The sequence below is a fragment of the Bradyrhizobium sp. ERR14 genome (assembly GCF_014198235.1).
GTDB lineage: Bacteria > Pseudomonadota > Alphaproteobacteria > Rhizobiales > Xanthobacteraceae > Bradyrhizobium.
The window spans coordinates 305310-331555 of sequence record NZ_JACIHD010000003.1 but is presented as its reverse complement, the minus strand read 5'-3'; the positions used below and the strand labels follow the sequence as shown (position 1 = coordinate 331555).

Sequence of the window (26246 nt, the reverse complement as noted above, 5' to 3'; positions counted from 1 at the left end):
CCGCTTAGCCGATTTTGGCGCAGCCGGGCACGAGGCCCGGTCCGCAGTCCATCCGGGGCATGCGGACGCAGCGCCTGACAGTGGCAATTGGCGTTGCTCTCCGACCGAAACGGGGCCCATTTTCGCCAAAAAGCGCCGCTCAATCGGAATTCAAACAGAGGCTCTGCATGCTGAACAGGCGCAACGGTTACGAATACGAAGATCTGCTGGCCTGTGGCCGCGGCGAGATGTTCGGCCCGGGCAATGCCCAGCTGCCGTTGCCGCCGATGCTGATGTTCGACCGCATTACTGACATCAACGACAATGGCGGCGAGTTCGGCAAGGGGCTGGTGCGCGCCGAGCTCGACGTGAAGCCCGACCTCTGGTTCTTCGGCTGCCACTTCAAGAACGATCCGGTGATGCCCGGCTGCCTAGGCCTCGACGCGCTTTGGCAAATGGTCGGCTTTTACCTGGGCTGGACCGGAGGCGAAGGTCGTGGTCGCGCGCTTGGCCTGAACGAGCTGAAGTTCAGCGGCCAGGTGCTGCCCGAGGCCCGCAAGGTTGTGTACAACGTCGATATCAAACGCGTGATGCGTTCAAAGCTGGTGCTCGGTATCGCCGACGGGTGGCTTTCGGTCGATGACCAGATTATTTATCGCGCCAAGGACTTGAAGGTCGGCCTGTTCAAGCAGGGCACGAGCCTGGGCTGAGCGCATCACCAAGACAACAACGATTGAGGCGAGGCTGTCATGAGGCGGGTTGTGGTCACCGGGATGGGCATCGTCTCGTCGATCGGAAACAACACCCAGGAAGTGCTTGCGAGCCTTCACGAGGCGAAGTCGGGCATTTCGCGGGCTGAGAAATATGCCGAGCTCGGCTTCCGTTCGCAGGTAGCGGGCGCGCCGTCGCTCGATCCCGCGACGGTGGTCGACCGCCGCGCGATGCGTTTCCTCGGTCAGGGCGCGGCATGGAATCACGTCGCAATGGAACAGGCGATCCAGGACTCCGGTCTTTCGCCTGACGAAGTCTCCAACATCCGCACCGGCATCATCATGGGCTCCGGCGGCCCCTCCGCCCGCACCATCGTCGAATCCGCCGACATCACCCGCACCAAGGGACCGAAGCGCGTCGGACCTTTCGCAGTGCCGAAGGCGATGTCGTCCACGGCCTCCGCGACGCTTGCGACCTGGTTCAAGATCAAGGGCGTGAACTATTCGATCTCGTCGGCCTGCGCGACGTCGAACCATTGCGTCGGCAACGCCTATGAGACGATCCAGATCGGCAAGCAGGACGTCATCTTCGCCGGCGGCTGCGAGGAGCTGGACTGGTCGCTCTCCGTGCTGTTCGACGCCATGGGCGCGATGTCCTCGAAATACAACGACACGCCCGCCACCGCCTCGCGGCCCTACGACGTCAACCGCGACGGCTTCGTCATCGCCGGCGGTGCCGGCGTGCTGGTGCTGGAAGAGCTCGAACATGCCAAGGCGCGCGGCGCCCGCATCTACGGCGAGATCGTCGGCTACGGCGCGACCTCGGACGGCTACGACATGGTCGCGCCCTCGGGCGAAGGCGCCGAGCGCTGCATGCGCATGGCGATGTCGACGGTGAAGACCAAGGTCGACTACATCAACCCGCACGCGACCTCGACGCCGGCCGGCGATCCGCCGGAGATCGATGCGCTCCGCCGCGTGTTCGGAAGTGGCGAGAAGTGCCCGCCGATCTCGGCGACCAAGGCGCTGACCGGCCACTCGCTGGGCGCCACCGGCGTGCAGGAGGCGATCTACTCGCTGCTGATGATGAATAACGGCTTCATCTGCGAGAGCGCACATATCCAGGAGCTCGATCCCGTGTTCGCCGACATGCCGATCGTGCGCAAGCGCATCGACAACGCCAAGATCGGCACCGTGCTGTCGAACTCCTTCGGCTTCGGCGGCACCAACGCCACGCTGGTGTTCAGCCGGCTGGATGTGTGATCACCGACCCTGTCATGCCCCGCGAAAGCGGGGCATCCAGTACGCCGCGGCTTCTCGATCGATCATGACCGTCACTGGAATACTGGATCGCCCGCCCCAGTGCGCAGCGCGCACAAGGCGGGCGATGACCTCAGGATAATGGGAACGACAATGGAAGGTCTGATGAAAGGCAAGCGCGGTCTGATCATGGGCATCGCCAATGATCATTCGATCGCCTGGGGCATGGCGAAGACGCTGCGCGCGCACGGCGCCGAGCTTGCCTTCACCTTTCAGGGCGAAGCCTTGGGCAAGCGCGTCAAGCCGCTGGCGGAGCAGCTTGGTGTCGACCTCGTGCTGCCGTGCGACGTCGAGGACATCGCCAGCGTCGATGCGACCTTCGATGCGCTCCGTGAAAAATGGGGCAAGCTCGATTTCGTCATCCACGCGATCGGCTTTGCCGACAAGAACGAGCTGAAGGGCCGCTACGCCGACACCAGCCGCGAGAACTTTTCACGCACCATGGTGATCTCCTGCTTCTCGTTCACGGAGGTCGCAAAGCGCGCCGCCGAGCTGATGACCGAGGGCGGCAGCATGATCACGCTGACCTTCGGCGCCTCCGAGCGCGCGATGCCGAACTACAATGTGATGGGCGTGGCCAAGGCGGCGTTGGAAGCCTCCGTGCGCTATCTCGCCTCCGATTTCGGACCGCGCGGCATCCGCGTCAACGCGATCTCCGCGGGCCCCATCCGCACGCTCGCGGGCTCCGGCATCGGCGAGGCGCGCGCGATGTTCGCCTTCATGCAGAAGCATTCGCCGCTCCGCCGCGGCGTCACGCTCGACGAGCTCGGCGGCTCGGCGCTGTACCTGCTGTCGGATCTCTCCGGCGGCGTGACCGGCGAGATCCACTATGTCGATTCCGGCTACAACATCGTGCTGATGCCGCGGCCTGACGATTTGAAGGCGGAATAGACGAAGCTGCCGTAGGGTGGGCAAAGGAGCGCAAGCGACGTGCCCACGATCTCTCAGCGGTCGCCATAGATAGAAGACGTGGGCACGCTACGCTTTGCCCACCCTACGAGAGTTCGGCTAACCCGCCGCGATCTTCTCCGCGCGCTGGAACGCGGGACGTGCCATGCAGCGCGCGATATAGGCATCGAAGGCGGGCCGCGACGGCACCATCTTGAACAGGCGCACCGCGTAATTCAGGCCCGAGCCGATCGTGATGTCGGCGGCCGAAAACTCCTCGCCGAGAATCCACGGCCCCTTGGCAAGCGCAGCCTCCAGCACGTCGAACACCTGCGTCGCGCTGCCCCAGGCTGCGGTCGAGGTCGGGATCTCGATCTTGGTGAAGATCTGGATGATGGCGGGCTCGATGCAGCCCGGCGAGAAGAACAGCCATTGCAGATAGCGCGCGCGGCGCGGATCGGTTACGGCAGGCGCCAGCTTGGTCTCGGGATAGCGGTCGGCAATGTAGGCGCAGATCGCGGCGGCCTCGCCGAGTGCGGCGTCGCCGTCGCTGAGCGCGGGCACCTTGCCCATCGGATTGATCTTCAGATAGTCCGGCGCCTTCTGCGCGCCGGTCGAGATGTCGGTCAGCACGCGTTCATAGGCAAGGCCGCTCTCTTCCATCAGCCAGAGCGTCGTGAACGAGCGCGAGCGGGGCGACCAATAGAGCTTGATCATGGCGCGGAACCTTCCATCGGCGTGAGGCGGGCGAGGCTATTCATCGCGTGTCTGCTTCGAAATCGCAACGCACTACGGTTGGTCCGATGCAGCGTTCGGTCGTCAACATCTTGGTCGACGCGAATGAGTGCGTGTCAGTCTTGCTTCAGATAACCGGGAAGCCCCCGATCGAGCCTGTCGGTGATGAGCGCCCGCGTTCTCTCGCGCAGGATCGCGCTGCTCGAAGCGGTCGCGGGCGGGTTGGGGAACTGGTCATTGTCGAGCTTGTTAAGCGGGTCTTCGGTCAGTCGCATACTTGCGGCGAAGTTCGCGCCGAAATTTACAAAGGGGCGCTTGATCTCCTCGTAGCTCCGGCCGTCGATCAGGTTGATCGAGATGTTCGCGAACAAATGCGAATGCCGGATCAGATTTCCGAGCCCTTGGTTGAATGTGCCGATTCCGTTCAACATCATGCGGCTGCCCGGCAATTCTCCCTTGTACGTCGTCGCAACCAGATAGCGATCGCAGCTCACGTTCGGCGTGATGCCACGCACGATCGCTGGCAGGCGTTCGTTGGGATCGGGAATGAATCGCGATTTCGGATGATAGAACGGTTCGAAGGCACCCTTGGGGTAGGCGATCCTGCGAACACCGGGATCGCCGCCTGTTGCCGCTTTCACGCGCGCAAACACGAGATCGTCGAGACCCCAGTCGATAGGAACTTCGGCCTCCTCGTTCTCGAAGATGGTCAGCCCGAACTTCTGGACGGAGTAGCGCTCCCCGATCACGGAGATTACGCCGAGCTTGCAGGGGCCGACGTCCACCGCTTGCGGTTTGTTCGCTGCCGGCTGCTTAGCCTTCGGCGCAGCCTTTTTCGCAACAGGCTTGGCTGTTGCCGGGGGTGTGGCAGTTGGTGGAGCGGAGGGAGACTGGGCCCATCCGGTCGATGCACAAAGCGACGCGAACAGGGCGGCGACGGCGAGATTGCGTAACATCACTCGGGAGCGGAAGTTGCTGAGATGTAATCCGCAAACTAGAGCGTGCGGGGCGCCTCCGCAAGCAGAACCTATGACGTCTTCTGCCACCGGTAATATTTCATCATGAACCCGTTCGACGGCTCGATCTCCTCTTTCTCGAACACAAAGCCTTCGCGCTCGTACCAGCGCCAGGCTTTTTCGTTCTCGCGCACGCAGCGCAGATACATCTCATCCGGCATCTGCGTGCGGGTGAAGGCGAGCAGCTTTCGCCCGAGCGACTGCCCCTGATAGGCGGGTCCAACGAAAAGCATATCCAGATAGAGTTTTGGCACATGCAGCGCCAGCATGGCGGCGATTGTGCCGCGATCATCGGCGACGAACAGGCTCCAGCCGTTCTCGATCTCGCGTCGGATGCGGGCGCGGAGATTGGCGAGCAGAAAGTCGCTGGCCTCGCCGAACCCGGTCGAGACCCAGCTCTCCATCCAGACGCGGCCGACCTCGTCATATTCGTCGGCGCGGGCGAGGCGGATGATCGGTTGCGGCATTGGAGCCTCAGGCCCGCTGGTTGCGTACAGGTGGGCGTGCGCGCACTTTGCCGGCCGACAGGCAGACCACTTCGGAGATTTGCAGCAGCTGCCGCGCCAGCGGGCTGGTCTTGCGCCAGACCATGCCGATGGTGCGCGATGGCTGCGGGTCGCGGAAGCGCGCGAGCGAGACCGAGGCCGATCGCGTTTCCACCGGCACCGCCATCTCCGGGATCAATGTGACCCCGATGCCGGCGCTGACCATCTGGACCAGCGTCGACAGCGAATTGGCATCCAGCATTTCGCGCGGCGGCGCCGACTGCATGTTGCAAAACGACAGCGCCTGATCGCGGAAGCAGTGTCCCTCTTCGAGCAGCAACAGCCGCATCTCGCGCATCATCTCGCGCGACGGCGCCGGGGTCCCTTCATCCGCGCTCGGCCGGACCAGCAGGAATTTCTCCTCGAACAGGGCGACCTCGGTGAGCGAAGGCTCGGACACCGGCAGCGCCACGATGGCGGTGTCGAGCCGGCCTTCCACCAACTCCTGGATCAATCGCGGCGTCATGGTCTCGCGCACACGGATGTCGAGCTCCGGATGCATGCGCGTGAGATTCTTGGTGATCGTGGGCAGCAGATAGGGCGCGATCGTCGGGATCATGCCGATGCGCAGGCGGCCGGCGAAGCGGTCCTGCGAGGCGCGGGCGAAATCGCCGAGTTCATCGACCGAGCGCAAAATGTCGCGGACGCGTTGCGCGAGCTCCTCGCCAAACCGCGTCAGCGCCACCTGCCGGGCGCTGCGCTCCAGCAGCAGGCCGCCGAGCGTCTCCTCCAACTCCTTGATCTGCATCGACAAGGCCGGTTGCGAGATGGAGCAGGACTCGGCCGCGCGGCCGAAATGCCCGTGGCGCGCCAAGGCGTCGAAATACCGGAGCTGGCGCAGCGTCAGGTTTATCATCAGAAAATCCTATCGCAGCGATCATTAAAGTCAACTTTACCTGATAGGACGCGACGCTTAGAGTGGTTCTACCTGGTCAAAGGCGCGAGTTCGACGCCACCAGAGGAGGTATTCATGGACGACACTTCGAAGTGCCCGTTTTCGGGTGGAAAACGCGTGCCAGCGAACCGCGATTGGTGGCCAACTCAGCTCAGCATCGAGATGCTGCACAAGAATTCCGGCCTATCCGATCCGATGGGCGACGAATTCGACTATGCCAAGGAATTCAAGACGCTCGACCTTAAGGCGGTGGTCAAGGACCTGACCGCGCTGATGACGGACTCGCAGGAGTGGTGGCCAGCCGATTTCGGTCACTATGGCGGTCTCATGATCCGCATGGCTTGGCACAGCGCGGGCACCTACCGCATCACCGACGGCCGTGGCGGCGCCGGTGCCGGCCAGCAGCGTTTCGCGCCACTCAACAGCTGGCCCGACAACGCCAACCTCGACAAGGCGCGCCGGCTGCTGTGGCCGATCAAGCAGAAATACGGCCGCAAGCTCTCTTGGGCCGACCTGATGGTTCTCGCCGGCAACGTCGCGCTGGAATCGATGGGCTTCAAGACCTTCGGCTTTGCCGGCGGCCGCGCCGACGTCTGGGAGCCGGAAGAGCTCTATTGGGGTCCCGAGGGCACGTGGCTTGGTGATGAGCGCTACAGCGGCGAGCGCCAGCTCGCCGAGCCGCTCGGCGCGGTGCAGATGGGCCTCATCTACGTCAATCCGGAAGGCCCGAACGGCAAGCCGGATCCGGTCGCTGCGGCCAAGGACATCCGCGAGACGTTCGCCCGCATGGCGATGAACGACGAAGAGACCGTCGCGCTGATCGCCGGCGGCCACTCCTTCGGCAAGACACACGGCGCCGGCGATCCTTCGCTGGTCGGTCCGGAGCCGGAAGCGGGCGCGCTCGAGGATCAAGGCCTCGGCTGGAAGAGCAAGCACGCTTCGGGCCTCGCGGGTGATTCCATCACCAGCGGTCTCGAAGTGACCTGGACGGCGACGCCGACCAAGTGGAGCAACAACTTCTTCGAGAACCTCTTCAACTTCGAATGGGAGCTGACGAAGAGCCCGGGCGGTGCGAACCAGTGGACGGCCAAGGGCGCCGACGCGATCATTCCCGACGCCTTCGACAAGTCGAAGAAGCATCGGCCGACGATGCTGACCACCGACCTCTCGCTGCGCTTCGATCCGGCCTACGAGAAGATCTCGCGTCGCTTCCTGGAGAACCCGGATCAGTTCGCGGACGCCTTTGCCCGCGCCTGGTTCAAGCTCACCCATCGCGACATGGGGCCGATCCAGCGCTATCTCGGCCCGCTGGTGCCGAAGGAGACGCTGATCTGGCAGGATCCGATTCCGGCCGTGAATCACGAGCTGGCCAGCGAGCAGGACATCGCTGCGCTGAAGACCAAGATCCTGGCGTCGGGTCTGTCGGTCTCCGAGCTGGTCTCGACCGCCTGGGCGTCGGCCTCGACGTTCCGCGGCTCGGACAAGCGCGGCGGTGCCAACGGTGCACGCATCCGTCTTGCCCCGCAGAAGGATTGGGAGGTGAACCAGCCGGCTCAGCTCTCCAAGGTTCTCGGCAAGCTCGAAGCGATCCAGAAGGACTTCAACGCGTCTTCAGGCGCGAAGAAGGTCTCGCTCGCGGACCTCATCGTGCTCGGCGGTACCGCCGCGGTCGAGAAGGCCGCCAAGGATGCCGGCGTCGACGTGAAGGTCGGCTTCACGCCGGGCCGCATGGATGCTTCGCAGGAGCAGACCGATGCTGAGTCCTTCGCGCCGCTCGAGCCGCGGGCCGATGGCTTCCGCAACTACGTCGGCAAGAAGCATCAGTTCCTGCAGCAGGAAGAAGCCCTCGTCGATCGCGCCCAGCTGCTCAGGCTCACCGGTCCGGAAATGACGGTCCTGCTCGGTGGTCTGCGCGTGCTCGGCGCCAATGCGAACGGTTCGAAGCATGGCGTTCTCACTTCGAAGGTGGGCACGCTCAGCAACGACTTCTTCGTCAATCTGCTCGACATGAGTGCGCAGTGGACGCCGGTGGCCGACGGCAGCTACGAGGCCCGCGACCGCAAGACCAACGCGGTGAAGTGGACTGGCACGCGCGTCGATCTGATCTTCGGTGCGCACTCCCAGCTCCGCGCCTTCGCCGAGGTCTATGCCACCTCGGACTCCAAGGAGAAGTTCGTAAAGGACTTCGCCAAGGCCTGGACCAAGGTGATGAACCTCGACCGCTACGACATCGCGGGCTGAGGTCGACTGATCTCACCTCGGGCTCGGTGCAACCTCTCCCGCTTTGCGGGGGAGGTCGCGCCGAAGGCGCGGGTGGGGGCTCTCTCGTCGTTGGGAGTCTCTTTGCGGAAGCACTGCCACCCAACCCTCCCCCGCAAGCGGGAGAGGGGGCGCATCTCGCCCGGAGCGGCACAAACAAAAAGGGCGGCCTTTCGGCCGCCCTTTCGTTTTCTGCAGTGTAGCGAGGCTTACTCGCCGGCTGCTTCGCGCGGGGCCTTCTCGCCCTCGCCGCCCTTGTCCTTGCCCTCGAGGTCTTCGCCGGTGGTCTGATCGACCACCTTCATCGACAGGCGGGTCTTGCCGCGATCGTCGAAGCCGAGCAGCTTGACCTTGACCTTGTCGCCTTCCTTGACGACGTCGGAGGTCTTCTGCACGCGCGCCGACGCCAGCTGGCTGATGTGGACGAGACCGTCCTTGGAGCCGAAGAAGTTCACGAAAGCGCCGAACTCCATCACCTTGACGACGGTGCCGTCATAGATCTGGCCGACTTCCGGATCGGAGGCGATCGACTTGATCCACTTGATCGCGGCCTTCATCGCCTCGCCATCGCTGGAGGCGACCTTCACGGTGCCGTCGTCCTCGATGTTGACCTTGGCGCCGGTCTTCTCGACGATCTCGCGGATCACCTTGCCGCCGGTGCCGATCACTTCGCGGATCTTGTCGGTGGCGATCTTGAAGGTCTCGATGCGCGGCGCGTATTCGCCGAGCTCGGCACGGGCGTTGGTGAGCGCCTTGGCCATCTCGCCGAGGATGTGGATACGTCCATCCTTGGCCTGGGCGAGCGCGACCTTCATGATCTCTTCGGTGATGCCCTCGATCTTGATGTCCATCTGGAGCGAGGTGATGCCTTGCTCGGTACCGGCGACCTTGAAGTCCATGTCGCCGAGATGGTCCTCGTCACCGAGGATGTCCGAGAGAACCGCGAAGCGCTTGTCTTCGAGGATCAGGCCCATCGCGATGCCCGCGGTCGGCCGCTTCAACGGCACGCCGGCATCCATCAGCGCGAGCGAAGCGCCGCAGACCGAAGCCATCGAGGACGAGCCGTTCGACTCGGTGATCTCCGACACCACGCGCGTGGTGTAGGGGAATTCGTGATGCGGCGGCAGCACCGGGTGGATCGCGCGCCAGGCCAGCTTGCCGTGGCCGATCTCGCGACGCTTGGTGCCGCCGAGGCGACCGGTCTCACCGACCGAGTAGGGAGGGAAGTTGTAGTGCAGCAGGAACGTCTCTTTGTACGTTCCCGACAGCGCGTCGATGTACTGCTCGTCCTCGCCGGTGCCGAGCGTGGTCACGACCATCGCCTGGGTCTCGCCGCGGGTGAACAGCGCCGAACCGTGGGCGCGGGGCAGCACGCCGACTTCGGCGACGATATTGCGCACGGTCTTGCTGTCGCGACCGTCGATGCGCTTGCCGGTATCGAGGATGTTCCAGCGAACGATCTTGGCTTCGAGCTCCTTGAACACGCCGGCGATGCGCAGCTTGTCGTATTTCGGCTCCTGCCCTTCCGGGAAGTAGTGGGCGATCACCTTTTCCTTGACCTTGCCGACCGCAGCGTAGCGATCCTGCTTGACCGGAATGGCGTAGGCGGCGCGCAGCTCCTGCTCGACCAGGCCGAGCATTTCCTTCTCGAGCGCCGAATTGTCGATGACGGTGACTTCGCGCGGCTCCTTGGCCGCCTTCTCGGCGAGCTCGATGATCGCGTTGATCACCGGCTGGAAGTGGCGGTGACCGAACATCACGGCGCCGAGCATGATGTCTTCGTTCAGTTCCTTGGCTTCCGATTCCACCATCAGCACGGCGTCGGCGGTGCCGGCGACGACGAGGTCGAGCTGGGTGTCGACCATCTCGTCGAGCGTCGGGTTGAGGATGAACTCGTCATTGGCGAAGCCGACGCGGGCGGCGCCGATCGGGCCCTTGAAGGGCGCGCCGGACAGCGTCAGCGCAGCGGACGAAGCCACCAGCGCGACGATGTCAGGGTCGTTTTCCATGTCGTGCGACAGCACGGTGGCGATCACCTGGGTCTCGTTGCGCCAGCCGTCGACGAACAGCGGACGGATCGGACGGTCGATCAGGCGGGAGACCAGCGTCTCCTTCTCGGTCGGACGTCCCTCGCGCTTGAAATAGCCGCCGGGAATGCGGCCCGCAGCGTAGGTCTTCTCCTGGTAGTCGACGGTCAGAGGCAGGAAGTCGACGCCTTCGCGGGGCGCCTTCGCCGCGACGACGGTGGCGAGCACCACGGTCTCGCCATAGGTGGCGACGACGGCGCCGTCGGCCTGACGGGCGATCTTGCCGGTTTCCAGCTTGAGAGTGCGTCCACCCCAGTCGATCTCGACCGAATGCTTATTGAACATAGATGTCTTCTTTCATGGGTTCTCGAAAGAAGGACGGCTCGAAAAACAAAAACCATGCGCAAGATTGCGGGGCGCTGATCGAAGCGGGTGATCAGCGTCCTGCGATCCTGCCATGGTTTTTGGATTTCGGATGGCGTCCATCCTTTCGGGTCATACGGGCGCCTTGCCCGTTGTGCCCAGCCGCCGGATTGCTGCTGGACTGTCAGTCGGCACGAATGCGAACACCGAACCGCGGTCTTCGCTGATCGTGCCCCGGATGCGAATCATCAACGATCCGTCTCCGACGTGCGCGCAACCTCGATCAAAAAGCTTAAAATAAGCGCTTTCGTTCGAAACCACGTGCGAAAACGCGCGCCGTTGGCGCGCGCAAGAACTCTTAACGGCGAATGTTGTGCTTCTCGAGCAGCGCCTTGTAACGCGCCTCGTCTCGCTTCTTGAGGTAGTCGAGCAGCGAGCGGCGGGTCGAAACCAGCTTCAAGAGGCCGCGACGCGAATGGTTGTCCTTCACGTGGGTCTTGAAATGGTTGGTGAGGTTGTTGATGCGTTCCGACAGGATCGCGACCTGAACCTCGGGCGAGCCGGTGTCGCCGGCCTTGTTGGCATTCGTCTTGATGACTTCCGCTTTGCGTTCTGCGGCAATCGACATCGTCAATTTCTCTCGTTGCGACCGGGGCTGGCAGTAAGGCCGGTCAGGTTGAACACACGCTTGGGGATGATTTCGCCATTGCCGACTTCAGCAAGCGCGAGAAGACGGCCTGCCACCGTGACATAGACTGTGCCGCTACAAGTGGGCGCATCCCGTCCGCGCAACAAAACGGCCTGGCCCCGATGGAGCCTTGCCGCATCAGCCCGAGTGACGGCCAGTGCCGGGATGTCGTCCAGCGCGGTCTCAACGGGCATAAGCGCGTCCGCGAGGCTACCCTCGCCGGACGCGGCTCTATCGCACAAAGCCTCCAGCTGATCCAGCGGAATCATGTCGTTTTCGCCAAATGGGCCGACCAGGGTCCGCCTGAGCGCGCAGATATGGCCGAAAGTGCCGAGAATCCGGCCCATATCGCGGGCCAGTGCCCGGACATAGGTGCCCTTGCCGCATTCGGCCTCGAATACGGCCCGATCTCTATCCGGTTGATCCACAAGGGTTAATTGGTGAATCTCGACCGGGCGGGGGGCCAGCTCCACGACCTCGCCGTCGCGGGCGAGGTCGTAGGCGCGCTCGCCCTGGACCTTGATCGCGGAATAACGCGGCGGGATCTGCTCGATCACCCCGGTGAAGCGGGGCAACAGGGCCAGGATGGCCTCGCGGGTCGGACGCTGGTCCGAGGTCGCGGTCACCCGGCCCTCGATGTCGTCGGTGTCGCGCTCCTCGCCCCAGCACACCGTGAACTGGTAGCGCTTGCGGCCGTCCATGACGAAGGGAACGGTCTTGGTGGCTTCCCCGAGCGCAATCGGCAGCCCGCCCGAGGCGAGCGGATCGAGCGTGCCGGCGTGTCCGGCGCGCTTGGCGTTGAACAGGCGCTTCAGCACCGCGACCGCCTGCGTCGAGGTCATGCCGATCGGCTTGTCGAGCACGACCCAGCCATGGACGTCACGCCGGTCGCGGCGAACCTGGTTGCCCTTCTGCTTGGCATTGGCGCGCGGATCGTTGTTGACGCGGCGCGGCTCCTGATGCGGCCGGGAATTGCCGCCCAGGTCCGCAAAATTGTCGTCCGCAAAATTATTTTTCTGCACGTCGCGCTGATCGGCCTGTTCGCCGCTGATCGTGTCGTGAGCCGGGTCCATGGTCATCGTTCTTCTTCCCGATCCGTCTCCGGATCCTGTTCCAAATCCTGTTCGAGGTCCTTCTGAACCGCAGGTGTTCGCAAAAGCTTCTCGATCCGTTCCGCTTCGTCGAATCGTTCGTCGACGCGGAAACGAAGATCAGGTGCAAATTTCAGGTTAACGCGCCGCGCGACCTCGCCGCGCAGAAACTTCTTGTTGCGTTCGAGCGCAGCAATGACGACCGCTGTGTCGTGGCCACCGAGCGGCATCACATAGACTGTCGCGAGCTTCAGGTCGGGCGACATCCGCACCTCCGGCACGGTGATGATGTGGCCTTCGAGATCCGCATCATGCACATTGCCTTGCGCCAGAATATCGGCCATCGCGTGGCGAACCTGCTCGCCGACGCGCAACTGACGTTGCGAGCCTCCGCCGGGTGCGGAATTTTTTTTCTGATGATGGCGTGGCATTCTCGAAAATCACCTCGTCATGCCCGCGTTTGGGACACGAGCATTGTCATTTGTCCTGTTGAAACGAATGCGGTGCGATGGCCGGAATAAATCCGGCCATCGCACTCCCGCAATTTCAGCTCAAAAAGATCCAGTCGCTTCGGTAAGATTTGGACTTACAGGGAGCGCTGGATCGTCTCCACGCGATAACACTCGATGACATCGCCTGCGCGCATGTCGTGGTAGTTCTCGAAGGCCATGCCGCATTCCTGACCGGACTGGACTTCCTTCACTTCGTCCTTGAAGCGCTTCAGCGTCGACAGCTTGCCTTCGTGCACGACGACGTTGTCGCGGATCAGGCGCACATTGGCGCCGCGTTCCACGGTGCCGTCGGTGACGCGGCAGCCGGCGACCTTGCCGACCTTGGAGATGTTGAAGATCTCCAGGATGGAGGCATTGCCGAGCATGGTTTCGCGCAAGGTCGGCGCGAGCAGGCCGCTCATCGCCTTCTTCACGTCGTCCACAAGGTCGTAGATGATGTTGTAGTAGCGGATCTCGATGCCGTTGCGCTTGGCCGCCGCAGCGGCCTCCTTGTTGGCACGAACCGAGAAGCCGATGATCGCGGCGTTGAAGCCTTCGGCCAGCGTCACGTCGGATTCCGAGATGCCGCCGACGCCGGCATGCAGGATGCGGGCTGCGACTTCGTCGGTGCCGAGCTTCTCCAGCGAGCCGAGGATCGCTTCCAGCGAGCCCTGCACGTCGGCCTTGATGATCAGCGGGAATTCCTTGCGGCCCGCGGTCTTCAATTGCGACATCATCTGCTCGAGCGAGCCGCGCATGCCGGAGATCGAGGCAGCCGCGTTCTCGCGCTTCTGGTGCGCACGGTAGCTGGTGACCTGGCGGGCGCGGGCTTCGTTCTCGACCACGGCGAGACGATCGCCGGCTTCCGGCGGACCGTTGAAGCCGAGCACTTCGACCGGCACCGAGGGACCTGCTTCCTGCACGGTCTCGCCCTGATCCGAGATCAGCGCGCGGACGCGGCCCATCTCGGCGCCTGCGACGATGATGTCGCCGACCCGGAGCGTGCCGCGCTGGACCAGCACGGTCGCGACCGGACCGCGGCCGCGATCGAGCTTGGCCTCGATCACGGTGCCCTCGGCCGGCCGTTCCGAATTGGTCTTGAGGTCGAGGATGTCGGCCTGGAGCGCGATCATCTCGAGCAGCTTGTCGAGATTGGTCTTGTTCTTGGCGGACACTTCGACGTCGACGACTTCGCCGCCGAAGGATTCCACCTGCACCTCGTGCTGGAGCAGCTCGGTGCGCACGCGCTCGGGCTTGGCATCGGGCTTGTCGATCTTGTTGATGGCAACGATGATCGGCACCCGCGCCGCCTTGGCGTGGTTGATGGCTTCGATCGTCTGCGGCATGACGCCGTCATCGGCCGCAACCACCAGCACGACGATGTCGGTCACCTTGGCGCCGCGGGCGCGCATCGCGGTGAACGCGGCGTGGCCGGGCGTGTCGATGAAGGTGATCTTCTTGCCGCTTTCGGGCGACAGCACCTGATAGGCGCCGATATGCTGGGTGATGCCGCCGGCTTCGCCGGAGACGACGTTGGCATGACGGAGCGCGTCGAGCAGCGAAGTCTTGCCGTGGTCGACGTGACCCATGACGGTCACCACGGGCGAACGCGTCTCGGTATCGGTCGAATCGTCGGTGGCGTCGAACAGACCCTCTTCAACGTCGGACGCAGCAACGCGCTTGACGGTGTGGCCGAGCTCTTCGGCAATGAGCTGCGCGGTGTCGGCGTCGATCACGTCGGTGATCTTGTGCATCGCGCCCTGCTTCATCAGCATGCGGATCACGTCGACCGCGCGCTCGGCCATGCGGTTGGCGAGCTCCTGGATCGTGATCGCTTCCGGAATGACCACCTCGCGGATGAGCTTTTCCTTCGGCTCGTTCGAGGCGTGGCCCTTCAGGCGCTGGGTACGGCGGCGGAACGAGGCGATCGAACGCTCGCGGACTTCGTCGGCATTGAGAGCGGTGACGACGGTCAGGCGGCCGCGCTCCTTCTGCGGGCCGGGCTTGTGGGTGGGCTTGGGGGCTACCACGGGACGCGCGGCGCCGCCGGGACCGCGGCGGATCTGGCGAGGACCATCGTCCTCGTCCGGGCCGGCAGCAACCGCGGGAGCGCGGCCCAACGGGCCACCTGCCGGTCTCGCTGTGGTCGTTCCCGGGCGCGCGGTCGATGTTCCCGGGCGTGCCGTGGTGGTACCAGGGCGCGCTGCGGCGGCGCCGGGGCGCGGCGCCGGAGCGGCCGGGGCGGCGGCTGCGGGGCGCGGCGCGGATGCCGGCTGCTCGCCTTCGCCAAAACGCTTCTTGGCCTCGGTCTCTGCCTTGCGCTTGGCTTCGTCCTCGTGACGGTGACGCTCTTCCTCGGCCTTGCGGCGGGATTCGGCAGCTTCGCGCTCGACGCGTTCAGCGGCTTCGCGAACAGCGCGGCGCTGGGCCTCTTCCTCGGCCTGGCGGCGCTCTTCGACTTCGCGCACCTTGGCATCGGCCAGCGCGCTGGCGCGGGCGGAACGTTCGTCCTCGGTCAGCGTGCGCAGCACCACGCCGGATCCGGCGTTGCGCGGCGGCGCAGGGCGCGACGGAGCGGGCGTCGGAGTTGGCGCGGCCGGCGCCGGCTTCGCGACGACCGTGGGAGCCTGCGGTTCGGCACTGCCGTCGATGCGGCGCTTGCCGCGCTTCTCGACCACGACCTGCTTGCTGCGGCCATGGCTGAAGCTCTGGCGGACAGTGCCCGTTTCGACGCGCGGCTTGAGCGATAGCGTCTTGCTCGGAACGCTCAGCTTCTTGTCGTCAGGGGTCTTGGTATCAACCATTCAGCAGTCCTAATCCTGATTTATCAGTGTTGTGCGTTGCCGCACCGTCCTATTGGGTCGTCGTATCTCTCAGAAATCCTGGCCGGGCTTTTCGGCAGTCTTGTCAGCGTCCGCCATCCGGTATCGGACCAGCATCTGGCTACGTGACAGGAATGACTTGCTCGCCGGGCCCGCGAGCAGGGCAGCATGTATCACATTTGACCGGGTCAGTGCCAAATCCAATTCTAACGATTTCAACGCGGTGACGACGGGAATCTGCGGCTTGGCGCCGCGATTTCCGGCATTTTGACGCGCCAGCATGTCCAATTTGCGGATTCCGTCCGCGGCCCCGTCGCTGGCGTGGATCAGGACCCCGGCCGTGCCTTCCCGAAGGGCGCTTTCGACCTTGCCGAAGCCGGCCACGACCTGACCCGCTTTGGCGGCGATCCCAAGGGCTTCCGTCACGCTCCGAACCAGGAGCGCCTCGATATCGGCAGGAAGCGTCTGAGGGATGCGCAGCTCGCGCTTGAAGGCCTTGCTAAATTGGTGACGCCGGACGGCTTCCGCAACCACCCCGCGTGAGGCGGTGAGCCACATGCCGCGTCCGGGCAGCTTGCGCTTGAGATCTGGAACTACGTCGCCTTGCGGCGAAATGACGAAGCGGATCAGCTCGTCGATCGGCCGGACCTGCCGACTGACCGCGCACATCCGCATGGTCGCGGACCTTTCGGTCCGCGGGCCATGGTCGAGTTCGGGGTCAGTATCGGTGAGCATCCGGGCGACATTCTCCTTTGCCCTTAAGCCGGCTGATCTTCGGTGGCTTCAGCCTCCTCGGCGGGCTTGGCCAGATCGGCCTCGGTGATCCAGCCGGCCTTGACGCGGGCCTGCATGATCATCGCCTCGGCATCGTCACGGGAGATGTCGATACCGTCGAGCGCGCCGGGGAACTTGGTCTGCTCGCCGCCTTCCTTGCGTTCGGTCCAGCCGACCAGATCGTCGGTGGCGCAGCCGGCGAGGTCGTCGACCGTCTTGATGTCGTTCTCGCCGAACTTCACCAGCATCTTCGAGGTGACGCCGGGCACGTCCTTGACCGCGTCCTCGACACCGAGCTCTTTGCGCCTGGCCTCGATCTCAGCTTCCTGCTGCTCGAGATATTCGCGGGCACGGCTCTGCAGTTCCTGCGCGGTCTCCTCGTCAAAACCTTCGATGCCGGCGAGTTCCTTGAGATCCACCATGGCGAGTTCTTCGACCGAGGTGAAGCCTTCGGACGCCAGCAGCTGGCCGACCACTTCGTCGACGTTGAGCGATTCCATGAAGACGCGGGTGGAGTTCTCGAAGTCGGCCTGGCGGCGCTCCGATTCCTCCTGCTCGGTCAGGATGTCGATGTCCCAGCCGGTGAGCTGCGAGGCCAGACGCACGTTCTGGCCGCGGCGGCCGATCGCCAGCGAGAGCTGGTTGTTGGTGTCGGGCACGACGACCTCGATGCGCTCGCGGTCTTCGTCGATCACGACCTTGGAGACTTCGGCCGGTGCCAGCGCGTTGACCACGAAGGTCGCGATGTCGGGCGACCACGGAATGATGTCGATCTTCTCGCCCTGCAATTCGTTCACCACGGCCTGCACGCGCGAGCCGCGCATGCCGACGCAGGCGCCGACCGGATCGACCGAGGAATCGCGGGAAATCACGCCGATTTTTGCGCGCGAGCCCGGATCGCGGGCAACCGCCTTGATCTCGACGATGCCGTCATAGATTTCCGGCACTTCCTGCGCGAACAGCTTCGCCATGAACTGCGGATGGGTGCGGGAGAGGAAGATCTGCGGACCTCTCGTCTCGCGGCGGACGTCGAAGATGTAGGCACGGACGCGGTCGCCGTTGCGGAAGACTTCGCGCGGCAGCATCTCGTCGCGGCGGATGATGGCTTCGCCGCGGCCGAGGTCGACGATCACGCTGCCATATTCGACGCGCTTGACGACGCCGTTGACGATGTCGCCGATGCGATCCTTGAATTCCTGATATTGCCGGTCGCGCTCGGCCTCGCGCACCTTCTGCACGATGACCTGCTTGGCCGATTGCGCGGCGATGCGGCCATATTCCAGCGGCGGCAGGGTGTCGGCGATGGTGTCGCCGACCTGGGCACCGGGATTGGCGCGTTGCGCGTCCACCAGCGAGATCTGGTTGGAATGGTTTTCGACCTTCTCGACCACCAGCATGTGGCGCGACAGCCGCAGCTCGCCCTTCTTCGGGTCGATCTCGGCGTGAACGTCAGTTTCGCTGCCGTAACGGGCGCGCGCCGCCTTGGCGATGGCGTCCTCCATCGCCGCGATGACGATGCCGCGGTCGATCGATTTCTCGCGCGCAACGGCATCGGCGATCTGGAGCAACTCAAGTCGATTGGCGCTGACTGCCATGGCTAGTCTCCTTCGTCAGGCTCGATCTCGCCCCGTCGCGCGCGTTCGGCGGCCAGGCGATGCTTCTTCGTATTGGTCGGGGCCGGCTTCTTCTTCGGCCTGGTGTTCTTGGTGGTCTTTTCGCTGATTTTGGCGTGCGGCGCCTGCGGCGGCTCCAGGCCGAGATCGCGGCGCATCTGGCGCTCCTCGGCCTTGCCGCGGCGCATCGATTCGGCGATCAGCTCGTCGGTCAGCACCAAGCGGGCCTCGCCGATATCCTCCATCGTCAGGAGCACGTCGGGATCATCGCCCGCCTTGACGTCGTCGCGACGCAGATGCACGCGGTCGCCTTCGACGGGACCGATCATGCCGCGGAACCGCTTGCGCCCCTCATGGGCAACCGCCATCTCGATCTTCACCAGATGGCCGGAATAGCGCTCGAAATCGGAACGGCGGACCAGCGGCCGGTCGATTCCCGGCGAGGAGATTTCCAGCCGGTAGGCGCGATCGATGGGGTCGGCAACATCGAGCACGGGCGACAGCGCCCGCGAGATCGCCTCGCAATCCTCGAGCTGCATCGAGCCGTCCGGCCGCTCGGCCATGATCTGCACGGTGCAGCCGGCTTCCCCGGAAATGCGGATCCGCACCAGACGGTAGCCCATGCCCTCGAGCACCGGTGCTGCGACCGCGGACACACGTGCTGCCACGCCCGGCTCGACCACGAGCCTCGGCTCGGCCAGCAACTCGGCATCCGTGGAACCAGTGTTCGGTTCGGTCATATCAGGGGTCAAGGCGCTCGATGGTTAAGGCTTGGTTACGATTTTCAAAGCCCGCTTCGGAACTTCCCGACAGCGCGTCGGGCAGCATCTTCCGCCAAGCCGCGTTCGGGTAATAAAAAAGAGCGGGTCCTTTCGGGCCCACTCTCACTACGCGGATCGTATGAGAAGATGAATTGGCGCTGATATAGCGCTTTCTGTCCCCCCGGACAAGGCCCATCGCGGGCCAGACGAGGCTTTTTGCGCCCGATTCGCGGCGCTCCGGGCCTAACGCTTCCTTCACCTCGGGGGGCTAAATTCCCTGATTGTGGGGCGGCTTGGACCAAGGGCGCACCCGCGGCGTGCCCTGTTCGAGTAGCGTTTTCATGACCGTTGCCACGTCGCTCATTCCCGGACTGGACGATATCGTCAAACGCGGCGATCCGCGGCGACGCGGCGAAATCGCGCGGGCCATCTCCGAATTGTTCTTCCAGGATTCCGCCAATCTTCGGCCCGAGCTCATCGATCTCTTCGACAACCTCCTGATCGATCTCGTCCCGCATGCGGAGCTTGCCTCGCGCGTCGACCTCGCCGAGCGCTTCTCGCACCTGAACAACGCGCCGCCGCATCTGGTCAATCAACTCGCGCGCGAGAACGAGATCATGGTGGCCGGCCCCGTGCTGCGCCGCTCGCCCGTGCTCGATGACGCCGCACTGGTCGAGATCGCGCGGCTGAAGGGCCAGGGGCATTTGCTTGCGATGACGGAGCGCCCCGCTTTGTCTCCCGTCATCACCGACGTGCTGGTGGAGCGCGGCGATCGCGACGTGGTGCGCCGCGCCGCGGGCAATGCCGGTGCGGTGTTCTCGCCTGGCAGCTATTCCGAGCTGATCAAGCGCGCCGCACAGGACGGCGTGCTGACGCTCAAGATCGGCCAGCGCGGTGATCTCTCCGGCGAGAACCTGAAACAGCTTCTCGACGGTACGCTCGACGTTATCCGCCGCCGGCTCTCCAGCGTGGTCAATCCCGCGCGCCAGGTCGAGATCAAGCGCGCGATGCTGGCCATCGAGGAGGCGGCGCTGCCGCCGGGGCCACGGCGCGATTTCTCCGCGGCCCAGCGCACGGTGCTCACCCTGCATCGCGAGGGCCATCTCGGCGAGAGCGCGCTGCTCGGCTTCGCCAAGGCGAACAAATACGAGGAATCGATCGCCTCGCTTTCGGCGATGTCCGGCGTTCGCCTCTCTGTGCTCGACCGCCTGATCGCAGGCGACCGCTACGACCCGATCCTCATTCTCGGCCGCGTGCTGAATCTCGGCTGGCCCACGGTGCGCGCGCTCATCCTGCTCTGGTACGGTCCGCATCGCACGCCGGCCGATGCCGATATCGAGGCCGCGCGCGTGAACTTCACGCGCCTGATGCCGACGACCGCCGAGCGCGTCGTCAATTTCTGGCGCAACCGGCAGACGATCTAGAGTCGTCTGAACCGCAGATACGCAGCCTTCCGTCCTTCGCGCGCGGCCTTCCGGCCGTAGCGCGTCATGGTGTAGCCCGCCCATGGCTGCCTGAAATCGTCGGCGCGTTCGGCCAGCCAGACGAAATCCTGCGAACGCGCAAGATGCGACAGCGTCCAGGCGCAGTAATCGTCGATGTCGCAGACGAAGCGGAATTCGCCGTTCGGCTTCAGCACGCGCGCCATCGCGGCGATCGTCCTGTCCTGGACGAAGCGCCGTTTCCAGTGCCGCCGCTTCGGCCAGGGATCGGGATGGATCAGGTCGATCCGCGACAGCGATGCCTTGGGCAGCCAGGCCAGCAGCTCGGCGGCATCGCCCGCAAACAGACGAATGTTGCCGATGTTGGCGGCCTCGATCTGCGCGAGGATCTTGGCCATGCCGTTGACATAGGGCTCGCAGCCGATGAAGCCTGTCGTGGCGAAGCTCTGGGCCTCGGCCGCGAGATGCTCGCCGCCGCCGAAGCCGATCTCGAGCCTGACATCGTCGGCGGCGGGATCGAAGATCTCGCTTGCATCCGCCGGCGCCTCGCCGTCGATGTCGAGCGCCAGATGCGGCAGCAGTTGACCGATCAGCTCGGCCTGATGCTGCCTGAGCTTGTGCCCCTTGCGGCGTCCGAAGAACGCGCGCTCGCTGTCATCGCGACCGGGCTCTGATTTGCGCTCGCTCATCGCAGCGTCTGGTACAGGCGGTGGAGCAGCCGCGCGCGCGGCGCGAGCGACGAGATATAGAGCTGCTCATAATGAGTGTGCGCGCCCTTGCCGTCGACGCCGAGGCCGTCGAGCGTTGCGGTATGGGCCGCGGTGAAATTGCCGTCCGAGCCGCCGCCGGTGTGGGTGTCGACCAGATCGAAGCCGATCTCGCCGGCGAGTGTCTTCGCGTGCTCGTACAGCGAGGCGCCTGCGTTGCTCTTTTCATAGGGCGGACGGTTGAGCTCGCCGGTGACGGTAACGGTGACGCCGTCGGTCTTCGACGTCAGCCCAAGGATCTTGCCGACGAACTCCTCTGCGTCCTTGAGGCTCAGCACGCGCAGATCGACCTCGGCATAGGCCGCTTCCGGCGTGACGTTGGGGCGCGTGCCGCCACGCACCACGCCGACATTGACGCTCACGCCGCGAGTCAGGTCGTTCATCCCTTCCAGGGCGAGGATGACGTTGCCAAGCTCGCGCACGGCGCTGCGGCCGTCTTCCGGCCGCGAGCCGGCATGCGCGGGCACGCCCTTGATGAACACCTTGAAGCGTCCGACGCCCTTGCGCCCGGTGACGATCTTGCCGCCGTCGCGCGCCGGCTCCGTCACCAGCACGTATTTGGCCTTGCGCCCTTCCGTCTCGATGAGTGCGCGCGAGGTGGGACTTCCGATCTCCTCGTCGGAGGTGAACAAATGCGTGATGCCGAGCGGCGAGCGATCGGCTGTGGCACACAGCGCGGCAAACGCGTGATGGGCGATGTAGGCGCCGCCCTTCATGTCGTAGATGCCGGGACCGTACGCGACGTCGCCTTCGACCTTGAACGGCAGACGTTCGATGAATCCCATGGGATGGACGGTATCGAGGTGGCTCAGCACCAGGATGCCCGGCCGGTCCTGCCCCCAATTCGAGCGCGCCATGAGATGATCGCCGCAACCATCGACGCCGGCGACGCGTTCGAGCGTGACAGGCAGATCGCGGTACCGCTCCGCGACCATTGAGATCAGCCTGTTGACCTGTTCGGGCGCTTCCGTCGGCGTCTCGACCTCCACCCAGCGGCGGATGCCATCGAGAATAGTTTGGGAATCGAACCAATTGGAGCTGGCCATGGACGCATCTGTGCCTTTGAATCGCATCATCGAAGCGGACGCGCATCAAAGCGCGGCCACAAATGACGACATAGGCCAGATTTGACGCGGTCTCAAATCGCCATTGAGCTGGCGATCAGCGCTTGTCGGGACCTTCGCGAGCCGCAATCTGCTCGACGAGATCGACGATCGAGCGGCGCATCTTCGAATCGGTAATTCGCGTGAACGCCTTGGTCAGTGCAAGTCCTTCGGACGTCGCGAGAAAGTCCGACACATAGGAAGGCGAGGCGCCTTCGCTGAAGCCATCCGGACCCGGCACGCCGCTCGGGCCGCCCTCGAACAGGAACGACACCGGCACCTGGAGAATTTCGGCGATCTGCTGGATGCGGCTCGCACCGACCCGGTTCGTGCCCTTCTCGTATTTCTGGATCTGCTGGAAAGTCAGGCCCAAAGCTTCACCGAGCTTTTCCTGGCTCATGCCCAACATGATGCGGCGCATACGCACGCGACTGCCGACATATTTGTCAACAGGGTTGGGCGCTTTCGACATTTCCTCAGCCCTCCAAACACCACCTTCAGCGCAATCAACTGGAGTGCCTCAGGTGCAAGCATCGTCAAATCAGACCCTCTTATTGGGAAACATTGCGGAGAAATTTAGCAATGCCCACTGTCTTTTGCAGCCGGTGCAGAATGGGGAGCCCATGTGCAGTCTGTCAACCGTGGGACTACGGTTGTCAAAAGTTTCCGGCCGCCTCCGCGGCGACGGCGCGATCAGGCCTTCCGCTTGGTGACATGTCGGCGGACCGCCAGAATCACGGCCAGCGCGACGAGCATGGCGGCCGGCACATCGCCAACCCGCGCATAGACGGTCGGTGATATCGCGGCAGGCAGGCTTGCATCCAAAATGCCTTCGATGCCGAGACCGAGGCTGGCGACGGTGCGGCCCATTGGATCGATCACCGCAGAGATACCGGTATTGGCAGAGCGGACCAGCGGCAATCCCAGCTCGATCGCGCGCATGCGCGACTGCTCCAGATGCTGATAGGGGCCGGTCGAGATGCCGAACCAACCGTCATTGGTGAGGTTCACGATCCAGCCCGGACGTTCGTTGCGTCCAGCCACCTCGCCGGGAAAGATTGCCTCGTAACAGATCAGCGGTAGCGCGGGCGGCGCGCCGGGCACCTGCAGCGCATGCCGCACCGTGCCGGGAATGAAGCCGCCGCGCACCCGCGTCAGTTGCTCGAAACCGAGCTTCTCCATCAGTGCCTGGTAGGGAAGAAATTCTCCGAACGGCACCAAATGCAACTTGTCGTACACTGCGAGCACGCTGCCGTCGTGATCGATGACGTAGATCGAATTATAGGCACGCGTGATCGGCGTGCCGCGCGGCAGGTCGGGCGCGCGGACCGACCCCGTGATCAGCACCGTGCCCTTGGGCAGAAGATCGGCGATCTGTGCCATCGCGTCGGCTTCCCGGGTCAGGAAGAACGGAAATGCGGATTCCGGCCAGATCAGGATAGTGGCATCGCGCACGCCGGTCGATTGCGGGCCGGAGGCGCGGTCCGACAGCGCCAAATATTTTTTCATCACCTCCGACTTGGCGGCGTAATTGAATTTGGCGTCCTGCTGCAGGTTCGGCTGCATCAGGCGCAGCTTGGCGCCTGAGACCATCGTGGTCGGATGCAGCGACAGGCGGATCGCGCCGAAGATGCTCATGACAAGCAGGAGCGCGATTGCAGCCGCCGGCGCCCGCCACGCCAAGCGGCGATCGGGCGTGCGGTCGATCAGCGTCGCGGGGCTCGCGAAGATCGCAACCGTCAAGAACGTCATGCCCCACAGGCCGACCAGCGAGGCCGTCTGCGCCAGCGGCAGCGGCTCGGACAGCGCATAGCCGAACGCGTTCCAGGGAAAGCCGGTCAGCAGGTGGCCGCGCAGCCATTCGCTGATTGTGAGGCTTGCCGCAAGTGCAAGCACGCGCGTGGCGTTCTTGGTCCAGAGCAGGCGCGCCAGCGCAAAACCGATCGCCGTGAAGATGGACAGATAGGCCGGCAGGCCGAGCACGGCGAACGGCGTCAGCCAGGCGAACACGTCGGCCTCGACGAAGAAGGCGTAGCCGATCCAGTAGAGGCCGGGGACGAAATAGCCGAGTCCGAACCAGTAGCCGGTCAGCGCCGCGGCGGGGACGCCGCGATAGCGTCCGGCGCCGGCACCGTCAATCAGCCAGACCAGCACCGGGAAGGTGATGAACAGCACCGGGAAGAGGTTGAACGGCGCCAGCGCCAGCACCGACAGCGCTCCGCACCCCATGGCGATGACGGCGCGTTTCCATCCCCAGGCAAGGATGATGGCAAGCGCAATCTGCCGAAGTCGCTGGAACGGGCTCACTGTTGGCCGGTCCCGTCGCTTGGCGACGGGCTGGGCGTGTCATTGGCCGGCGATGGACCGCTGTCCGGCGCAGCCTCGCGGCGCCGGCTCTCGCGCTGGGTGCGCGGCGCGGGACGCTCCTTCCGCGTCGAGATGCGCAGCCGCTTGACGCGGCGCGGATCGGCATCGAGCACCTCGATCTCGTAATTGCCGGGACCCGAGATCACCTCGCCGCGCACCGGCAGGCGCCCGACGAAGCTGACGAGATAGCCGCCCAGCGTCTCCACTTCCTCGCCGGCCTCGCCGGTGACGAAATCCTCGCCGATCACCGAGCGGACGTCGTCGAGGCTGGCACGGGCGTCGGCGATGAAGGCATTGTCGGGCAGCCGCACGATCGACGGCGGCTCGTCGCTGTCGTGCTCGTCGTCGATCTCGCCGACGATCTGCTCGACGATGTCCTCGAGCGAAACCAGCCCGTCGCTGCCGCCATATTCGTCGACCACCAGCGCGAGGTGAATGCGCGTGGCCTGCATCTGCGCGAGCAGGTCGATCGCCCGCATCGACGGCGGCACGTAGAGCAGCTTGCGGATGATGCGCGCTTCCTCGAGCGGCAGCGCGAGATCGACGGCGCGGAGGTCGAGCCCGGCCGGCAGCGGCTTCTTGCGCTTGGTCTTGGTGGCTTCCGGCACGCGCGCACGCGCGGTCATGAAGGCGAGCAAGTCACGGATGTGGACGATGCCGACGGGATCGTCGAGCGTCTCGTTGTAGACCACGAGGCGCGAATGGCCGGCGCTCTCGAAGCGGTCCATCAACTCGCCGAGCGGGATGTCGCGCTTCACCGCGACGACGTCGGCACGATGGACCATGACGTCGGCGATGCGGCGCTCGTGCAGACCGAGGATGTTGCGCAGCATGGTGCGCTCGACCGCCGAGAAGCCGGTGTCGTCGGGCGTGGTCGCATCGAGCACGACCTGGAGGTCGTCGCGCACCGATCCCGCCTTCCAGCCGAACAGCGTGCGGATGGCGCGCAGGAGCCAGCCATCGGCGGTCGGGCGCATCACCTCGCCCTGGGTCACCACGGCCGGCAGATTGACCGTGTGGCGTGGGTTGTCGTGAATCGGGTCGGAGTCCGGCATCTCAGTGCGTCCCTGCGCGGTCTGCATAGGGATCGGGAATTCCAAGGTGAGCCAGGATCTGCGTCTCCAGGGCTTCCATCTCCTCGGCGTCGCCGTCGTTCTCGTGATCGTAGCCGATCAGGTGCAGGAAGCCGTGCACGGCGAGATGGCTCAAATGGTGGTCGAACGGCTTGTGTTCCTCGTCCGCCTCGCGCCGCATGGTCTCGTAGGCGATCGCGATATCGCCGAGCATGCGCGGCGCATCGCCCGGCTTCCACTCGCCCTCCGGCTGGAGTGCGGGAAACGACAGCACGTTGGTCGGCTTGTCGATGCCGCGCCAGTTGCTGTTGAGGGTGCGGATGCCGGCATCATCGGTCAGCATCACCGCCACTTCCGCGTCGGCGACGTCTTCGTCGACATTCTCGGCGGCGGCCGCAACCGCGCGCTGGATCACGGCTTCGGAATCGGGCTCGCGCTGCCAGCAATCGGCGACGACGAGGACCTCGGTCATGGGAAGGTTCGGATGTGACATTGTCTTTGTTCGGAACGATGAGGC

24 protein-coding genes are annotated in these 26246 nt (G+C 64.5%); 5 read left to right on the top strand and 19 right to left on the bottom strand.

Annotated features, from left to right (window positions below):
* Window positions 1-167 precede the first annotated feature (167 nt).
* The 3 genes from fabA (at window position 168) to fabI (ending at window position 2900) form a co-directional block, all read left to right on the top strand.
* Entirely contained in the window at window positions 168-689 is a 522-nt protein-coding gene (fabA, locus tag GGD62_RS11340) for a bifunctional 3-hydroxydecanoyl-ACP dehydratase/trans-2-decenoyl-ACP isomerase (protein WP_018323402.1), read from the top strand.
* Between the two features lie 39 nt (window positions 690-728).
* On the top strand, window positions 729-1952 hold the full coding sequence (gene fabB, locus GGD62_RS11335) for a beta-ketoacyl-ACP synthase I (protein ID WP_018323401.1): 1224 nt from the start codon (window positions 729-731) through the stop codon (window positions 1950-1952).
* Between the two features lie 150 nt (window positions 1953-2102).
* Entirely contained in the window at window positions 2103-2900 is a 798-nt protein-coding gene (fabI, locus tag GGD62_RS11330; RefSeq protein ID WP_183708515.1) for an enoyl-ACP reductase FabI, read from the top strand.
* 117 nt (window positions 2901-3017) lie between these two features.
* On the opposite strand, the gene GGD62_RS11325 is transcribed toward fabI, so the two are convergent.
* The 4 genes from GGD62_RS11325 to GGD62_RS11310 all read right to left on the bottom strand — a co-directional run bounded on the left by GGD62_RS11325 (window position 3018) and on the right by GGD62_RS11310 (window position 6049).
* A complete protein-coding gene (locus tag GGD62_RS11325; RefSeq protein WP_092251470.1) occupies window positions 3018-3614 on the bottom strand; it encodes a glutathione S-transferase family protein in 597 nt (198 codons plus the stop codon).
* A gap of 134 nt (window positions 3615-3748) precedes the next feature.
* Window positions 3749-4588 carry a hypothetical protein gene (locus GGD62_RS11320; protein WP_246800062.1) on the bottom strand — a complete coding sequence of 280 codons (840 nt, stop codon included), beginning with the start codon at window positions 4586-4588 and terminating at the stop codon, window positions 3749-3751.
* Window positions 4589-4659: 71 nt separating this feature from the next.
* On the bottom strand, window positions 4660-5115 hold the full coding sequence (locus GGD62_RS11315; RefSeq protein WP_183238343.1) for a GNAT family N-acetyltransferase: 456 nt from the start codon (window positions 5113-5115) through the stop codon (window positions 4660-4662).
* A 7-nt stretch (window positions 5116-5122) separates the two neighbouring features.
* Entirely contained in the window at window positions 5123-6049 is a 927-nt protein-coding gene (locus GGD62_RS11310) for a hydrogen peroxide-inducible genes activator (RefSeq protein WP_018323398.1), read from the bottom strand.
* A 114-nt stretch (window positions 6050-6163) separates the two neighbouring features.
* Here GGD62_RS11310 and katG point away from each other — a divergent pair, with 114 nt between their 5' ends.
* Window positions 6164-8329 (top strand): catalase/peroxidase HPI, encoded by a 2166-nt coding sequence (gene katG, locus GGD62_RS11305; RefSeq protein WP_183708513.1) that lies wholly within the window; start codon window positions 6164-6166, stop codon window positions 8327-8329.
* Window positions 8330-8556: 227 nt separating this feature from the next.
* Here katG and pnp read toward each other — a convergent pair whose 3' ends face one another.
* The 9 genes from pnp to GGD62_RS40580 all read right to left on the bottom strand — a co-directional run bounded on the left by pnp (window position 8557) and on the right by GGD62_RS40580 (window position 19236).
* A complete protein-coding gene (pnp, locus tag GGD62_RS11300) occupies window positions 8557-10719 on the bottom strand; it encodes a polyribonucleotide nucleotidyltransferase (RefSeq protein ID WP_018319413.1) in 2163 nt (720 codons plus the stop codon).
* A gap of 376 nt (window positions 10720-11095) precedes the next feature.
* Window positions 11096-11365, bottom strand: a complete 270-nt coding sequence (rpsO, locus tag GGD62_RS11295; RefSeq protein WP_008131787.1) for a 30S ribosomal protein S15 — start codon at window positions 11363-11365, stop codon at window positions 11096-11098.
* 2 nt (window positions 11366-11367) lie between these two features.
* The gene (gene truB, locus GGD62_RS11290) at window positions 11368-12504 is read right to left on the bottom strand and encodes a tRNA pseudouridine(55) synthase TruB (protein ID WP_183708511.1); all 1137 of its coding nucleotides are present in this window, start codon (window positions 12502-12504) and stop codon (window positions 11368-11370) included.
* The gene (rbfA, locus tag GGD62_RS11285; protein ID WP_018319415.1) at window positions 12501-12947 is read right to left on the bottom strand and encodes a 30S ribosome-binding factor RbfA; all 447 of its coding nucleotides are present in this window, start codon (window positions 12945-12947) and stop codon (window positions 12501-12503) included. Before rbfA ends, truB begins: the two co-directional genes overlap by 4 nt.
* A 155-nt stretch (window positions 12948-13102) precedes the next feature.
* On the bottom strand, window positions 13103-15811 hold the full coding sequence (gene infB / locus GGD62_RS11280; RefSeq protein ID WP_183708508.1) for a translation initiation factor IF-2: 2709 nt from the start codon (window positions 15809-15811) through the stop codon (window positions 13103-13105).
* Window positions 15812-15880: 69 nt separating this feature from the next.
* Window positions 15881-16564 carry an RNA-binding protein gene (locus tag GGD62_RS11275; RefSeq protein WP_018319417.1) on the bottom strand — a complete coding sequence of 228 codons (684 nt, stop codon included), beginning with the start codon at window positions 16562-16564 and terminating at the stop codon, window positions 15881-15883.
* Between the two features lie 23 nt (window positions 16565-16587).
* Complete coding sequence (gene nusA, locus GGD62_RS11270) at window positions 16588-18198, bottom strand: transcription termination factor NusA (RefSeq protein ID WP_018319418.1); 1611 nt, start codon at window positions 18196-18198, stop codon at window positions 16588-16590.
* Between the two features lie 2 nt (window positions 18199-18200).
* Window positions 18201-18956: a ribosome maturation factor RimP gene (gene rimP / locus GGD62_RS11265; protein ID WP_018319419.1), complete on the bottom strand. Its 756-nt coding sequence runs from the start codon at window positions 18954-18956 to the stop codon at window positions 18201-18203.
* Window position 18957: 1 nt separating this feature from the next.
* Window positions 18958-19236: a hypothetical protein gene (locus GGD62_RS40580; RefSeq protein WP_210317799.1), complete on the bottom strand. Its 279-nt coding sequence runs from the start codon at window positions 19234-19236 to the stop codon at window positions 18958-18960.
* A gap of 82 nt (window positions 19237-19318) precedes the next feature.
* On the opposite strand from GGD62_RS40580, the gene GGD62_RS11260 reads away from it, so the two are divergent.
* Window positions 19319-20401 carry a DUF2336 domain-containing protein gene (locus GGD62_RS11260; protein WP_183708506.1) on the top strand — a complete coding sequence of 361 codons (1083 nt, stop codon included), beginning with the start codon at window positions 19319-19321 and terminating at the stop codon, window positions 20399-20401.
* Here the strand turns inward: GGD62_RS11260 and trmB are convergent.
* From trmB to ybeY, 6 genes are all read right to left on the bottom strand, one after another.
* Complete coding sequence (gene trmB, locus GGD62_RS11255) at window positions 20398-21108, bottom strand: tRNA (guanosine(46)-N7)-methyltransferase TrmB (protein ID WP_018319421.1); 711 nt, start codon at window positions 21106-21108, stop codon at window positions 20398-20400. The genes GGD62_RS11260 and trmB overlap by 4 nt on opposite strands.
* A complete protein-coding gene (locus GGD62_RS11250; RefSeq protein ID WP_183708504.1) occupies window positions 21105-22262 on the bottom strand; it encodes a M20 family metallopeptidase in 1158 nt (385 codons plus the stop codon). The genes trmB and GGD62_RS11250 overlap by 4 nt, the downstream gene beginning before the upstream one ends.
* An 85-nt stretch (window positions 22263-22347) precedes the next feature.
* On the bottom strand, window positions 22348-22761 hold the full coding sequence (locus GGD62_RS11245) for a helix-turn-helix domain-containing protein (protein WP_018319423.1): 414 nt from the start codon (window positions 22759-22761) through the stop codon (window positions 22348-22350).
* Window positions 22762-22982: 221 nt separating this feature from the next.
* Entirely contained in the window at window positions 22983-24596 is a 1614-nt protein-coding gene (gene lnt / locus GGD62_RS11240; RefSeq protein WP_183708502.1) for an apolipoprotein N-acyltransferase, read from the bottom strand.
* Window positions 24593-25711: a hemolysin family protein gene (locus GGD62_RS11235; protein WP_246800061.1), complete on the bottom strand. Its 1119-nt coding sequence runs from the start codon at window positions 25709-25711 to the stop codon at window positions 24593-24595. Before GGD62_RS11235 ends, lnt begins: the two co-directional genes overlap by 4 nt.
* 1 nt (window position 25712) lies before the next feature.
* Window positions 25713-26201: an rRNA maturation RNase YbeY gene (ybeY, locus tag GGD62_RS11230; RefSeq protein WP_246800060.1), complete on the bottom strand. Its 489-nt coding sequence runs from the start codon at window positions 26199-26201 to the stop codon at window positions 25713-25715.
* Between the last annotated feature and the right edge of the window lie 45 nt (window positions 26202-26246).